The organism is Planomonospora sp. ID91781, from assembly GCF_015711595.1.
In the GTDB taxonomy this organism is placed as follows: Bacteria; Actinomycetota; Actinomycetes; order Streptosporangiales; family Streptosporangiaceae; genus Planomonospora; species Planomonospora parontospora.
In genome coordinates this window covers 147,453-159,113 of record NZ_JABTEY010000004.1, presented here as the reverse complement: position 1 = coordinate 159,113, position 11,661 = coordinate 147,453, and the positions used below count along the sequence as shown (strand labels likewise).

Annotated in this window: 14 protein-coding genes; 8 read left to right on the top strand and 6 right to left on the bottom strand. The window is 69.0% G+C overall.

Features of this window, described 5'->3' with window-relative positions; all coding sequences use genetic code 11:
* Window positions 1–33 precede the first annotated feature (33 nt).
* Window positions 34–1,173, bottom strand: a complete 1,140-nt coding sequence (locus tag HS048_RS34670) for a LacI family DNA-binding transcriptional regulator (protein ID WP_196470074.1) — start codon at window positions 1,171–1,173, stop codon at window positions 34–36.
* 118 nt (window positions 1,174–1,291) lie between these two features.
* Between HS048_RS34670 and HS048_RS34665 the strand changes: the two genes are divergently transcribed.
* A complete protein-coding gene (locus tag HS048_RS34665) occupies window positions 1,292–2,194 on the top strand; it encodes a phytanoyl-CoA dioxygenase family protein (protein WP_196470073.1) in 903 nt (300 codons plus the stop codon).
* A 19-nt stretch (window positions 2,195–2,213) separates the two neighbouring features.
* Here HS048_RS34665 and HS048_RS39220 read toward each other — a convergent pair whose 3' ends face one another.
* A complete protein-coding gene (locus HS048_RS39220) occupies window positions 2,214–2,717 on the bottom strand; it encodes a transposase (protein WP_196470072.1) in 504 nt (167 codons plus the stop codon).
* Between HS048_RS39220 and HS048_RS34655 the strand changes: the two genes are divergently transcribed.
* Window positions 2,707–4,629, top strand: a complete 1,923-nt coding sequence (locus HS048_RS34655; protein ID WP_196470071.1) for a CHASE domain-containing protein — start codon at window positions 2,707–2,709, stop codon at window positions 4,627–4,629. The two genes, HS048_RS39220 and HS048_RS34655, sit on opposite strands and share 11 nt — an antisense overlap.
* Window positions 4,544–5,380 carry an ATP-binding protein gene (locus tag HS048_RS34650; protein WP_196470070.1) on the top strand — a complete coding sequence of 279 codons (837 nt, stop codon included), beginning with the start codon at window positions 4,544–4,546 and terminating at the stop codon, window positions 5,378–5,380. The genes HS048_RS34655 and HS048_RS34650 overlap by 86 nt, the downstream gene beginning before the upstream one ends.
* Here HS048_RS34650 and HS048_RS34645 read toward each other — a convergent pair.
* The gene (locus HS048_RS34645; protein ID WP_196470069.1) at window positions 5,349–5,588 is read right to left on the bottom strand and encodes a hypothetical protein; all 240 of its coding nucleotides are present in this window, start codon (window positions 5,586–5,588) and stop codon (window positions 5,349–5,351) included. The genes HS048_RS34650 and HS048_RS34645 overlap by 32 nt on opposite strands.
* A 121-nt stretch (window positions 5,589–5,709) precedes the next feature.
* Between HS048_RS34645 and HS048_RS34640 the strand changes: the two genes are divergently transcribed.
* From HS048_RS34640 to HS048_RS34625, 4 genes are all read left to right on the top strand, one after another.
* Window positions 5,710–5,949, top strand: a complete 240-nt coding sequence (locus HS048_RS34640) for a hypothetical protein (protein ID WP_068899922.1) — start codon at window positions 5,710–5,712, stop codon at window positions 5,947–5,949.
* Window positions 5,946–6,260, top strand: a complete 315-nt coding sequence (locus HS048_RS34635; protein ID WP_068899921.1) for a type II toxin-antitoxin system PemK/MazF family toxin — start codon at window positions 5,946–5,948, stop codon at window positions 6,258–6,260. Before HS048_RS34640 ends, HS048_RS34635 begins: the two co-directional genes overlap by 4 nt.
* A 292-nt stretch (window positions 6,261–6,552) precedes the next feature.
* Window positions 6,553–7,077, top strand: a complete 525-nt coding sequence (locus HS048_RS34630) for a thioesterase domain-containing protein (protein WP_196470068.1) — start codon at window positions 6,553–6,555, stop codon at window positions 7,075–7,077.
* A 468-nt stretch (window positions 7,078–7,545) separates the two neighbouring features.
* Complete coding sequence (locus tag HS048_RS34625; protein ID WP_196470067.1) at window positions 7,546–8,007, top strand: hypothetical protein; 462 nt, start codon at window positions 7,546–7,548, stop codon at window positions 8,005–8,007.
* A gap of 140 nt (window positions 8,008–8,147) precedes the next feature.
* On the opposite strand, the gene HS048_RS34620 is transcribed toward HS048_RS34625, so the two are convergent.
* The gene (locus HS048_RS34620) at window positions 8,148–8,915 is read right to left on the bottom strand and encodes a putative dsRNA-binding protein (RefSeq protein ID WP_196470066.1); all 768 of its coding nucleotides are present in this window, start codon (window positions 8,913–8,915) and stop codon (window positions 8,148–8,150) included.
* 59 nt (window positions 8,916–8,974) lie between these two features.
* Window positions 8,975–10,021: a hypothetical protein gene (locus HS048_RS34615; protein ID WP_196470065.1), complete on the bottom strand. Its 1,047-nt coding sequence runs from the start codon at window positions 10,019–10,021 to the stop codon at window positions 8,975–8,977.
* Between the two features lie 547 nt (window positions 10,022–10,568).
* Between HS048_RS34615 and HS048_RS34610 the strand changes: the two genes are divergently transcribed.
* Window positions 10,569–10,979 carry a hypothetical protein gene (locus tag HS048_RS34610; protein WP_196470064.1) on the top strand — a complete coding sequence of 137 codons (411 nt, stop codon included), beginning with the start codon at window positions 10,569–10,571 and terminating at the stop codon, window positions 10,977–10,979.
* Between the two features lie 219 nt (window positions 10,980–11,198).
* Here the strand turns inward: HS048_RS34610 and HS048_RS34605 are convergent, their stop codons facing one another.
* Window positions 11,199–11,600: a hypothetical protein gene (locus HS048_RS34605; RefSeq protein ID WP_153054429.1), complete on the bottom strand. Its 402-nt coding sequence runs from the start codon at window positions 11,598–11,600 to the stop codon at window positions 11,199–11,201.
* Window positions 11,601–11,661 lie beyond the last annotated feature (61 nt).

Below are 11,661 nucleotides of genomic sequence, written 5' to 3'. Positions count from 1 at the left end.
CTTCGCCTGTTCCTCGGAGGAGCTCCGCTTGCTTCACCGGACGATGCGGCGGGTCAGGATGGCAAAGTCCGAACCGGCCGGATGGTTGCCGGTGCTTTTGCGTGCTCGCCCGGCCGTACTCTCCCGGACCACCAACCGATGGGAGGCCACGATCCTGCGAGTCGAAGGAGACGAGCCCTCTACTCGGGCGACCATCCCGGCATCGTCGAGGTCCACCGAGCCGTGCGCCGACCGCCTTGCCTCCAGTCGGTCGGCGAGACAGACGAGGGCCTGACGGGCGATCTCGGCCTTGTTCGGGGCCACGGTAGTCAATGACGGGGTGACGTACCTGCCGTCCTCGATGTCGTCGAATCCGCACACTGCCAGGTCGCGTGGCACGCTGAGGCCGTGCTCCAGCGCGGCCCGCAAAGCCCCCAGGGCAAGCTGGTCGCTGAAGCAGAAGACCGCGTCGGGGACGCGATCGCCGTCCAGCAGCCGGCGCATGGCTCGCGCCCCCTCGTCCCGGTGCAAAGTGGTCACCGGAACCTCCAACGCTGGGTCGTGAGGGATGCCCGCTGCGCGTAGCGCTTGCCGGTAGCCGGTCAGCCGCTGCTCGGCGGTGCCATTGGCCAGGTGGGGCTGGACACCGATCGCCGCGATCCGGCGGCGGCCGAAGCCGATCAGATGGGCGGTGGCCTCGGCGGCGGCCAAGACGGAGTTCACGCTCACGTGATCGATCAGTCCGGCGGCGTCCTGCTCGCCGAGCAAGACCAGAGGTACGGCGTCGGCGTTGCGTCGCAGGTCGACGGGTGACAGACCCCAGGGGCTCATGATCAGTCCGTCGACGAGCTGGCCGGGCATACCCTCCAGCAACCGGCGTTCATGCTCAGGGTCGCCATTGGTCTGATCCACCAGCAACGTCCACCCGTGCTCCTGCGCCGCTTGGACCAGTAGAGAGGCGAGCTCTCCGAAGTAGGGCGAGTCGATCTCCGGGATGACCAGTCCGATCAGGCCGGATCGGCCCGCGCGCAGCCGTCGCGCCGCCACGTTGGGCCGGTACCGCAGTTCCTCCAGCGCTATCTGCACGCGACGCCGGGTCTCCGGGGCGACCAGCGGAAAGTCGTTGACGACATTCGACACCGTGCGTACGGACACTCCGGCGCGCGCCGCCACATCTTTAAGGCTCGCCCCCACCGCGCCTCCGTGTCCGGCCGATCTCGCCCGCGGCGAGATGCTCGTGCATCTCGCCAGTGCTGTCTAGAAAACCACTATTGCAACGTTGCAATATGGAGATTCTGGCGACAGGAAGGCAATGGCCATGTCGAAGGAAGCCGCATCAACACCGACCGACACGCCCCAGGATCGACCGCCCGCGACAGCGGCCTGGCGGGATGCGTACACGGACGAAGCGAACGTGACAGCTGCATCCCAAGAGCTCTATTGCGAGGGGATCACTGCCCGGCCGGGTGCCTTCCATGTCGCATGGGCGGAGCAGATGGGACAAGACATCGACACGGCCTTCCAAGAAGCGCTTTCTCGGCCGGGCGGAGCCGTGGGACGCGGTCCGAACCGCTACTACGTTGAGATCCACCCCGAGCAGCTGCGCGGCTTCGTCGACCTGGTCACCCACCCGTGGGTGACCACCCTCTGCGAAGCTGTTCTGGGACCGCGATACGAGATCGTCGAGCTGGGCTTCGACGTACCGCTGCCCGGGGCGGTCGACCAACCCTGGCACCGCGACTTCCCCATGCCGGAGGAGACGTGGCACCACAGGCGGCTCACCTCACTGGCGTTCAACCTGACCGCAGTGGACACCGAATCCGACATGGGACCATTCGAGATCGCCCTAGGCACGCAGTGGGACGACGGCGCGTCTTTCGAACATGGCATGTTCCCGCCCAAGGACGCCTACCCGCGCTACCGCGAGCGCGCCGTGCGCAAGTACCCGCGGCGGGGTGACATCTCGGCCCGCTCCGCGCTGACGGTCCACCGGGGCACGGCCAACGAGTCCGCCAAGGCGCGTCCCGTGCTCGTTTTAGGCGTTGACGCCCCCGGTGCGGGAAACGCCGCCCGTCACGATATGGCCGTCACACGAGGCTACTGGGAGAGCCTGCCGCCGCACGTGCGCGAGCACCTGCCCTGCCCGGTGGTCGACGAGCTGCGTCCGATCACGCAGAAACATACGATCGAGGGCTTGGTGATGGGAGACGCGTAGGTGAGGCCCAGGGCACACCCTAACGGTGGCGAAGCGCCTCGCTGGTCTGCTTCGCCTGGCGTCGCCTTACCGGTACGGCCGATGATGCCTTTGCCCAATGCGAGCTTGGCGCGATCGGCCATGGATTCGACGACGGGAACCTTGCCGCGCGGCTCCCCCACCGTTCCAAGAGCAACTCAAGGATGTGTTCCTCCTGGCTGTGCGCGACCAGGAGGGCGCGAAAGCCGCTGAGCACCGAGAAGTCGAAGCTCGGATCCTCCAGTTCCAGTTCCAGTTCCAGCGCGTACTTCCGCTCGATCCGGCCTCGCACCGCGTCGGCGGCCTGCCGATCGGACAGGTTCTCGGCGTACTGCAGCACCGACACCAGCGCCAACTGCCCGGGCTGACAGGCCGGGGCGCCCACATGCCCCGAACATGCCCGCGAACTCGGCATCGGCGAACAGCTGCCTTGATCGGCACGAGCCGAATAGTGCAGGGTCAACTTCGCCGCCCGGCAGCCGATGGTGAACGGCGTGATACGCATCCTCAACCGCCCCGACCAGATCGTCTACCCCGGCCGTGCACGGGCGCTCCTTGTCGCGTTGCTGATCGCCCTCCTCGGAGCGGGGCTGTCGGTCGCGGCCGGCGCTCTGGTGAGCGGTCAGCAGCGGCACCTGGCCGAGCAGGCGATCGACCAGCGCACCGCCCTGGTGACCGAGGTGGTGAAGGCCGAGACCGGCCGCTACGTCGACACGCTGCGCATCGTGGCCGCCGCGGCCGGGGCGTTCACCCCGCTGACCAAGGCCGCGTTCACCCAGGCGGTCACGCCGCTGGATCAGACGCGCCTGGCCGGGGCGACCTCCATCGCGTTCATGGTGCCCGCCACCGACGAGCAGATTCCCGCCGTCCAGGCGCGCTGGCGCTCCCGTGGCGCCAGCGGCCTGGTCCTGGATGCCAAGGGCAGCGGGCACGAACACGTCTTCTCCATCTTCAGCCACCCCCTGGACGGCTCTACCGCACCGGCGACCGGCATCGACGCCACCCAGGCGGCCGCACCCGCCCACGCACTGACCGAATCGCGCCGCAGTGGCCAGGTCACCGTCTCCGACACCTACCAGCTGATCCGCGACACCCACCTACCCGCCTCCCAGCGGCAGCTGTCGTTCGTGCTGACCGCCCCCGTCTACGGGCCCGCCGCCGCGGACGGACGGCGGCCTTTTGTCGGCTGGGTGCTGATGGGACTGCGCGGCCAGGACTTCATCGGCGCCACCCTGCGCACCATCACCCAAGACGCCGCGGACGTGCGACTGCGCGCCGCGCACAGCGACGCCACCACCGCCACCGCCGCCATCCTGCGCGCCACCGCAGCCGGGGTACGGGACCTGCACCGCACCCGCGCCGTGCGGGTGGCCCAGCGATCCTGGCAGCTGGACATCGACGCCGCCAGCAGGCACCTGCCCGGCGCGCGCACCCCGCTGGGAGCCATCACCACCGGGATCGGGATCGCCCTCAGCGTGCTGCTGGCGATGCTGGTGTTCGCCCTGGGCAGCGGCCGGATGCGGGCCCGCGCGGCGGTGGCGGCCGCCACCGCCGAGCTGCGCGCCGCCGAGACCGACGCGCGCCGCCAGAGCGGCCTGCTGACCGCCGTGCTGGACAGCGTCGGCGACGCCACCGGCGCGTTCCTGCTGCACAACCCGGCCGCCAAGGCCATGCTGGGCACCGGTGCCGACACCGGAGACATCGCCACCTGGCAGCGCCATTACGGCATCTTCACCCCCGACGGCGCCGCGCCGTTCGCGACCGGGGACCTGCCGCTGGTGCGCGCTCTGGCCGGGGAGATCGTGGAACAGGTGCCGCTGCTGATCCGCAACGCCACCCACCCCGACGGGCGGATCATCTCGGTGTCGGCCCGGCCCTTGGACGCCGCTTCCGGTCAGGCCGGTGCGGTAGCGGTCTTCCGCGACGTCACCGCCGCCGTGCGCGCCGAACAGCAGCTGGCCGCCACCGCTGCCGCCCTGCAGGCCGAGGTCGCCCGTCATGAGGCCGACCAAGCCGCGCTGCGCGCGGCCCGCGACGAGCTGGCGGTGAGCAAGGCGTATCTGACCCAGGTGCTGGACGCCATCGACGTGACCGTCATCACCTGCGACGCCGACGGAACGATCGTGCACGCCAACCGGGTCGCCCGTACCACGCTCCCGGCCGGTGACCGGCCGCTGACGATCACCGAGACCACCCCGCGCCTGGGCCTGACCCACCCTGACGGCACGCCCATGACGGTGGAGGAGACGCCGCTGGCGCGCGCTGCGCGGCGAGGCCGTCGACGATCTGGAAGCGACGGTGACCCCGCCCGGCCAGCCCAAGCGGATCATCATGCTGCACGCCCGCCCGCTGCATCATCCCGACGGACGCATCGTCGGCGCGGTCGCCTCCTCCTTCAACATCACCGCGCTGCGTGAGCGCGAGGCCGAGCTGCAGGCCTTCGCCGGCAATGTCGCCCACGACCTGCAGCGGCCGCTGACCGTGGTGCGCGGGTTCACCGAACTGGTCCGCGACGACCTGGTCGAGCAGACCAGCCCGACCGGCCACGGCGTCTCCGGTGGTGCGGCCGCGCCGGCCCGGACCGTCCAGCTCGAGCAGGTCCGTCATCTGGACCGGGTGCTGGCCGCCACCGCCCGGATGACCCGCCTGATCGACGATCTGCTCACCTACGCCGTCGCCCGCGACGGCGCGGTGACCCTGCGTCCCGTCGACCTGCACGATTTGGCGGCCGACGTCATGGCCGGGCATCTGGCCGCAGCCGCCGCGGACCTGGCCAGCCCCATCCCGCAGATCTATCTCGGGCCGCTGCCGAGCGTGTGCGCCGATGCGCCGCTGGTGCGCCAACTGCTGGACAACCTGATCGCCAACGCGATCAAGTACACGCCGCCCGGCCAGGCCGCCCGCGTCGATGTCACCGCCCACCCCGCCGCTTCGGGATGGGTACGCGTCGAGGTCGCCGACCGCGGTATCGGCATCCCGTCGGGAGAGCATCAAGCCATCTTCGCCGGGTTCCACCGCGCCACCACCGCTTACGCCGGCACCGGGCTGGGGCTTGCCATCTGTCAGCGGATCGTGGCCCGCCACGGTGGCACCATCACCGCCGGAGACAACCCCGGCGGCGGTGCCCGTTTCGCCTTCACCCTGCCTGCCGCGCCCATCCGGCCCTGACCGCTGCGCCCGCGTTCGGGGTCGCTGCAGCGCCCGTGTGCCGGGCCGAGGGCGGTGGAGGTGCTGGCGTTCGGCAGGCCGGCCGCTTGGTGAGCTGCTTGATGATGTAGATGATGCTGCGGCCGGTCAGGTGCGCGTCCTTACCGCGGGCGGCCCGGCCTGTGGTGGCGTCGCCGACGTGGCCGTACCAGTCGACGAGCTGGAACACCTCCCCGGGAGGCCGGCCGGTGACTTCCGGTGTTGCAACTTAAGGGAGCTACCGACGCGTCTTCCTACTCACGGTATTACCGCACGGGTACACTTCGGCTATGGCGAAAGAGAAGACTTCCGTGAGCATCGCTCCGTGGATCCTGGACGCGGTGCGCAAGCACGCCGAACGGCAAGGGCTCAGCGTCTCGACCGTCCTGGAGCGCGGCGCCTTGCGTGAGATCGCCGCCACTCACTCCCCGACCGCCCGCGCCGCGGTGTACGGCGCCGGTGCGATCGCGGCCCAGGAGGCCGAGGAGCGACTGCTCGCCGAGGACACCGTGCGGGCCGTCGATGAGCGTCACGCGGGTGAGGCTGCGTGAGCGACCACCGCTTCGGAGAGGTGTGGACGGTCCAGCTCGGCGACCGCCAGGAAGACCGGCTGATCGTGTCCGGCGACTTCTACCACACGTTGTACGGCGACAACGTGCTCACCGCGCACGTCGCGCCCGCCGACATGGCGCGCAGCCTGACGGCGTTCGTGGTCGACGTCGGCGACGGCCAGGCCGCCATGGTCGACCGGATTTCCACGGTGGCCGTCACCCGGCTGAAAAGCAAGGTGGGCAACCTGCCGGAGGCTCAGCTCTCCGACGTGCGCAGCATGATCGGCACCATCTTCGGCCTCACCGGCTGATCGAACACCTGAAAGGGCTCAGCGGTAAGAGCCAGGGTGGGACGGCTCCATGGCCGGCCGCATCCACTCCGTCGACTACGAAGCGTTCCTGGCCATGACCTCCCCATCGCCGGCGGGGTCGCGCTCATGCACGCCATCACCGATCACGGCGCCTGCAGGACATTCTCATAGGCGTCCTCGACGCCTGGCACCATCGCGTGCTTCCCGGCCGCTCTCTACATCTTGTGGTGTCTGCTGGCGGCCGGGCCCGGCGGTCTCCATCGACCAGCAGTTCCGCCCGGCGGAGCATCCGGTGTTCGCTCTCCAGGACCCCCGCCTCTCGGACCCCGGAGAGTGGTATGACTCCCTGCGCGAGATGGCGGACGGCTATACCGCTCACATCCGGTCGAAGCAGCCGACCGGGCCCTACCTCCTGGCAGGATGGTCCTTCGGAGGGATGCTGGCGCACGCCATCGCCCGTCGACTGCAGGATCAAGGGGATGACGTCGCCCTGCTGGCGGTGATCGACGCCTTCCCCGCCGCCGAAGGAGCCATCGACCGCGACACCCTGCCGACCAGGGAGGAAGCCGAGGAGGAGGTTGCCCGGCTGATCCAGCAGGAGATCGACCTCATGGGATGGGACGGGGCGACGGACGACCCCGCTGGGCCGTCTCTCCAGAAGTCGGCGTCGGAAGCCATGCTGGGCAACACCTCCGCCTATCCCGCCCACCTTCCCGACGTCTTCCACGGCGATCTTCTCGTCTTCGTGGCGGCACCAAAGAGGAGGGACAGGAGTGGCAGGCCCCGGCCTCCTGGAAGCCCTATGTCACAGGTGTGATTGAGGCGGTCCGGGTCGACAGCGACCACATGCGGATGCTGGATCCGCTTCCTACCCGGACGATCGGAACAAAGCTGGCTGAGAGGATCCGAGCGCTGAACTCTGACAGCTCCTGACCACACCCTCGCGCAGCACGTCCTGACCGTACGCCCGCCCCCGAGACGGCCGTGCGGTCAGAACCGACAGCCGTAGCGGCCGTGGAGGCGGACGAAACGGGCGAGCGTGAGGACCTGAAGGGGCTCCAGGCCAATGACCTTGCGTTCGAATAACACGACCTCCTCCCGGCCGCCGGTGTCGACGGGTTACACCAGGCGCCCACCCGCTGTCTGGTGAAGGCTGAACCGGACCGCGCCTTCTTCGCCCTGAAAGGCGGGACCGCCTTCCCCGCGACCGCGGTCCTGCCGGAAAGGCAATCGACACCCCACGAGATCGAATGTGTGTGCGATATGAGGCGATACGGTCGGACGCGTGCATAACACCGAGCCGCTCCCGGTGCCGCCACTGGTGCTCTACGGGACCAACCCGGTCTTCCTGACGGGCCGCTGGTGGGCCGAGGGCCGCCGGTGGGCGCACATCAGCTGGATCGTCACGGGTGAGCAGGAACCACCGCAGCCCTTCCTCACCGACAAGCACCTGCCGTATGAGGACATCAGCGAGCTGGCCACCGAGTCCTACCAGCAGCTCCGCGATGACCCGGCAGTCAGGTCGGTCCTGCCGCCCTTGGTCATCTGCCGCGGGCACGTGGCGTTCCTACGCCGGTGGCGCCGAGGCGGCAACACCTGGTGGGCCTTGACCTCCCGCGTGATCTGCGACCCCGCCCCCGGGCCGCGCCACCCGCGTCTCATCGAGGATCGGGCGGCCGCCATGGACGTCCGCCCGATCGAGGGTGAGGACTACCGGCGCGTCCCCCGGATCTACGCCGGGCCGTAAACCGGTAACAACCGCCTGACTACGGCGACGCGGCCCTCCCCCAGGCTTGTCAGGCCGGCAGCAGCGCGGCCAGCGATGGGCGAGACGGTCAACGGCACGCCAGCCCTTGCGCCCCGGGCGGCCGCGATGGTGCGCGCTGGTCACGAAGCGGTGAGTTCGCTCAGCAGCGCCGCGGCGGCCGCCGCCCGGGCGGCCGCTTTGCTCGCCCCCGTCCCGGTCGCAGACACACTCCGGTCACTGGCGATGATCCGCGTGCTGACGGTGGCGGTGAACGCCGGGGCATGCGACGGTCCTGTGGAGGTCACCTGCCACTCCAACGGGCTGATACGGCCCTGCTGCCCCTGCTCGTTCAGCACACTGATCGGATGGTGCTCGACCGTCAGCCGCTCCCCCGCCGACACCGCGGTGGTGGCCACCGCGATGCGGGCCGCCTCCCGCTCGCCAGCGGCCACCTCGATACGGATGCCCGCCTCCCTCAGCCACGTCCTCAGCGTGAACGTCGGTACCTTGAGGGAGCCGGCGGCCTGGCGGATGCTCATCCCGCCGTTCAAGAGAGTCTGGGCCACATCGACGACCCGCTGCCGCTCCCGGCGCCGATCCTCCTCACTCGGCAGGCTCATGCGCTGAGCGTGCGCGGCGGCGCCCTCCTCCAGCATCTGGCCGGCCTGGATCAGGCAGGTGACGCTGCAGTACAGCCCGAGCCGCAGGTGTCGACCGCGGCCGCCGGGCGCCCGCTCCAGCGCGTACCAGCCGGCGGGCACCCAGATGCCGCGCTCGGAACGCTGGCAGATCCGGCAGAAGAAGCTCCGCTCGTTCTCCTGGTGACCGGAGCGGGTGGCGGCCAGGGCGCCGCGGCGGCGCGACGGCGGAGGTTGCTCGGACCGCTGCCGTGGTTCGTCGATGCTCATGGGGATCCACTGTGCCAGGGCGCACAGTCACCCGGTCGTATCATGCCCGTTGCTGTCGGTTATCCCTGGCGGGGGGTGCAGCCGCCGTCGGGGACGGTGTCGGTGACCGATAGGTAGGAGTGCCAGTCCCCCAGGATCGTGGCGCGGCCGGTCGCAGTCGGGGAAGAGCTCGCTGGGGGAATGGCGGCGACGTACCAGCCGGCCGCCTTCGCCATGGCCTGCTGGTGGAAGAGTCGGCCCTTGCTGAGCGCTGCGGTGCTCGGCCGGTTGAAGGATATCGGTTGACGATTGGTCAAGGAGCAGACAATCAGTCGTTCCCGCAGGGCGTACCAGACCACCGCGCCTCCATCGTGCGTACGCAGTGCATACAGCGTCGGTGCGACGTCGACGTCAATCGCCATCGTCCACTGGCCCCGAAGAGCCCGCTGTTCAGCACGGGTATCGGCGGCGGCCTGCGTCGTGTAAGCCGCGGGCCCGACGATCCGCGTGATTTCCCCGTCGTCCTGGGCGCTGGTAGCCCTGGGGTCGAGACTGAGGATTGAGGCGTGGGCGCGGGCTACGCGGCGCGGCGACACCGACAACCCAGCTGCGTCCGCGCTGATGGGAGTGGCCAGGCCGTGGGAGTCGAGCGCGATCCGCGGTAGAGAAGTCGTTCGCGTGGCGGTACCGGCGATCACCCGCCAGCCGCTGCGGGTCAGGGCATAGACCATCTGGGTACGGCCTCCGCCCGCGCGCCGCAGATCCGAGACGAACCACGGCGAACCGCCAACTCCGGGCGCGATGTGCGGGATGTAGAAGCGGACACTGGTCACCCGTCGGGGTCGGGCAACGGGAACGCCCTGGAGCGCTTGGATGCGGTAGTGAGCGCGAGTGAGCTGCAGCGCCAGCCCCGCCTCGGCGTCGCTGAGACCGGTGCCACCAGTCGGGGCCGATCGCGTGATCAGCCGCCAGTACCGGTCGTGGATCCGGCGGGCCGCTTTCTCCGTCACCGCCGCGGTGAATTGCGGCACGGGAGCCGTCGGCGGCGGCGACGCGCGCGAGGACGTCGCCGGCGGAGGCGGCGGTGCGGCTGTCGCGGTCGTGCAGGCGACCGTCGTGGTGAGCATGCCACCTGCTGTGATCCAGTGGCGCCATCTGCGCTGCCGTCCTCGGTGGCTCATCGTTGCCTCCTTGCCGCACGTTGCTGTCCGGTCGCAAAGACGGTCATGGGGAGCGAGCGCTGCGGAAGCTCGGATGTGGATGCATCCCCATGACCGTCTTCTGACAAAGATAGTCAAATATCATGACAAGATGGTAGCGTCGAGAGAAGCAAGCTCCCGGATACGCGAAAAGAGCTCCGAGGCCTGTGCTCGCCTCAGTCCGGCGAACGCGCCGACAACCTCCACCCATGGAATCGGTCCTCAGCGCGGCATCGGTGTGCATCGCGGTCCGGGGCTGTCCCGCCCGGCGGCAACGGCAACTATCCCCGAGCTCCACAGGTCACGGGCGCCCAGATCATGCTGGAGACCTGCCTCTAGGGCCAAGAAGCGATCACGTCCGTGGTCGGGCGCATGAGGATCCGCTACCTGCCCGCTCTTGCACGCGCAGTTCTGACGTCCCGCGGTGATACTCCTGACCGCTATTACGACATCCGATGATTTGAGGAGCCAAGGAATGGCGACAGTCACCTTTCGGGACGAGACGGCCACAAGGAAACCATTGGCCGAGTTCGCGCTACCTGATCTGCCGGAGAGCATCTCGGCCCGAGAACTGGTACGGCTGCGTATCCGGGAGGAGGTCGCTCGCCACAACGCCGACCCCTCAGCCTGCTTTACCGGCCTGGTCCGCCCTACGGACACCGAGACGGAGCTGAACGGCTACCCGATGGGCGCCAAACGGCGGATCGACTGGGAGAAGCAGGCCGAGGCCGCCGAGCAGGCGTTCCGGCGTAACGGATTCGTGCTGCTGGTGAGGGAGCGACAGATCGACGACCTGGCGCACACCCATCTTCAGCGTAGCGAGATCAGGAAACGGCTGCCGCATCAACCTGCTGACTCCTCCGCCACACGGCACTCGAGAGAATGACGCAGGAATCCGGCTGACGTGAGATACGGACCTATGGAGAGGATCGGGCGAACACGCCAAGCTAGACGAGGCGGACGATCACCCTATGCGCACTCCCCCGGGTGCTCTTGCTCCAGAGTCTCAGTCTCTGCGGTGAGCCGCTAAGGACGATCTTCGATGCCGTCTCGACCGTCACCCGGAACCCGGACGACCGTCTGGTTGAGGGATGTTATGCGACAGTCAGTAGTCGCCCTCGTGCGCGCGCTCATCGCCCTCATCGTCGCTGAGGTAAGCCTCCACGGCGGCACCGATGACCGTCGACATGTGACGGATCCCTACTTCGTCCATGATCTCCTTCAGCACAACGCGTTGCGCGTCATCGAACTGGACAGGCCACGGCACACGGGATGTCCCTTCTTCGGCCTTGGAACGGCCTATCCGCCTACCAGGGAAGCGGCCCCCCGCAGGCCGGGTCCGGCTGGTACGTTCACGGACGAGGTGTTCGAGGATGCCCTGATCAAGCGCCCACTCGATCGCGTCCATCGCGATGTCGGCGTAGAGGACGCCCTGCTGCGTGGCGAGGGTAAGGGCCGCATCGTAGGTGTTGGGCAGGATGTAGGCGTTGACCTGGCGAGCCTTCATCCCCGTTGACTGCACCGCGGGAGCCTGAGCGGTGATTACAGGCTTCCGCTGCTTGCGGGGC

What these genes read in the sequence shown, in the direction of transcription:
- HS048_RS39220 (WP_196470072.1), bottom strand. Translation starts at nt 2,717, where the DNA reads ATGCGTATCACGCCGTTCACCATCGGCTGCCGGGCGGCGAAGTTGACC.
- HS048_RS34605 (WP_153054429.1), bottom strand. Translation starts at nt 11,600, where the DNA reads ATGAAGGCTCGCCAGGTCAACGCCTACATCCTGCCCAACACCTACGAT.
- HS048_RS34610 (WP_196470064.1), top strand. Translation starts at nt 10,569, where the DNA reads ATGGCGACAGTCACCTTTCGGGACGAGACGGCCACAAGGAAACCATTG.
- HS048_RS34620 (WP_196470066.1), bottom strand. Translation starts at nt 8,915, where the DNA reads ATGAGCATCGACGAACCACGGCAGCGGTCCGAGCAACCTCCGCCGTCG.
- HS048_RS34650 (WP_196470070.1), top strand. Translation starts at nt 4,544, where the DNA reads ATGCTGCACGCCCGCCCGCTGCATCATCCCGACGGACGCATCGTCGGC.
- HS048_RS34615 (WP_196470065.1), bottom strand. Translation starts at nt 10,021, where the DNA reads ATGCTCACCACGACGGTCGCCTGCACGACCGCGACAGCCGCACCGCCG.
- HS048_RS34665 (WP_196470073.1), top strand. Translation starts at nt 1,292, where the DNA reads ATGGCCATGTCGAAGGAAGCCGCATCAACACCGACCGACACGCCCCAG.